Origin of the sequence: Pseudomonas sp. HMSC063H08, assembly GCF_001813645.1 — a bacterium.
GTDB lineage: Bacteria > Pseudomonadota > Gammaproteobacteria > Pseudomonadales > Pseudomonadaceae > Pseudomonas > Pseudomonas aeruginosa.
Genome location: NZ_KV813400.1, coordinates 1 through 1,303, shown reverse-complemented (window position 1 = coordinate 1,303; position 1,303 = coordinate 1). Strand labels below are relative to the sequence as shown.

The following is a 1,303-nucleotide window of genomic DNA, read 5'->3' as shown; positions in this document are numbered from 1 at the left end:
CCGGCATGGGCTTCTCGATCACCACCAGCAAGCTGCCCAAGGATGCCTGTATCACCCTGGGCACCAAAATCGCGAAGAACACCTTCGAGCAGACCAAGATCAACAGCGGCACCGCTATCACTGGTGAGGTCACCACTGCGGCTGCGACCCAGGCCTGCAGCAGCGATAGCAACAGCATTACCTGGACCTACAGTTCGTGAGTGTGAACCCGATCATTCAGGCTCAGTTCGTCGACCTTTACCTCGGTGAAGGCTTCGCCGACGTGAAGGGCCTGGCCGGCGTCGGCGCGCGCCGAGTCGAGGTGCCTCGCGAGTGGGAGTCGCACGCCCAGGAACTGCTCCAGCTCTGCAGGCAAACGCTGGAGGAGCTGCAGGATCCCGAGTTCGCCATCGTCGTCGACGGTGTGCTGCTGCGCGTCACCCAACTGGAAGATGCTTTCAACGGCGGGAGTGTCTTCGTGCTGCGCCGGTCGACAGCCCAAGTTCGAAGCTTCGAGGATATCGGCTATCCGAGCGAGGTGGTCGCTACGCTCCTGAACCCGCAACTGCAGGGCTTGATCCTGTTCTGTGGCGATATGGCGACCGGCAAGACCAGCTCCGCCGCCTCGCTGATTCTCGCCCGACTGCAGACCCTGGGCGGGGTTGGCTTCACAGTCGAGGATCCACAAGAAACCAATCTCAGCGGCCAACATGGACTCGGCCGCTGTATCCAAGTCAGAACCTCACGACGCTCGGGAGGCTACAGCGAAGCCCTGTTGCGCACCCTGCGTACCGGAGCCGACCTGATATTGATCGGCGAGATCCGCGACGAAGACACCGCCTATCAGGCTTGCAAAGCTTCGCTGAACGGCAACCTGGTCATATCGACCATCCACGCCAAGAACTGCCCGCAAGCCATCGAACGGCTGATCACCCTGGCCAAACCCCTCGCGTCCAATGCCTACGACGTCGTGGCTGAAGGCATTCAGGCCGTGATCTGCCAGGAGTTGGTAAGTGATGGCGGCGCTCGAAGACTGCACGCAGAACCGTTGCTTTTCACCGGAGTGGACTCCGTCGCCATGCGCGATAAGATCCGCCGGCAGCAGATTCATCTACTTGAGGACGATGTGAATCGCCAGGCTCGCAAAAGCCTGTGGGAGCCTATCTATGAATAACCTCAAGCTCAGCCGCGGCTTTATCTCAATTGAATTAATGATCGCCTTGATCGTTATCGCCATCGCGACTACCGGCGGGATTTCAGTCTTGATGAGCTATCTAGACGGCCTGAATGAACAGCACGCGGCCCAGCAGCAACAGCAGGTGGC

2 protein-coding genes are annotated in these 1,303 nt (G+C 59.7%); both read left to right on the top strand.

Translation table 11 applies throughout. From position 1 onward, the window contains the following. Nucleotides 1-200, top strand: a 200-nt coding sequence (locus HMPREF2924_RS08770) for a type 4 pilus major pilin (protein WP_305887154.1), incomplete at its 5' end; no start/stop codon positions are given. Continuing rightward, a complete protein-coding gene (locus HMPREF2924_RS08765; protein WP_003448639.1) occupies nt 197-1,153 on the top strand; it encodes an ATPase, T2SS/T4P/T4SS family in 957 nt (318 codons plus the stop codon). The genes HMPREF2924_RS08770 and HMPREF2924_RS08765, both read left to right, overlap by 4 nt. The last annotated feature ends 150 nt before the right edge of the window (nt 1,154-1,303 follow it).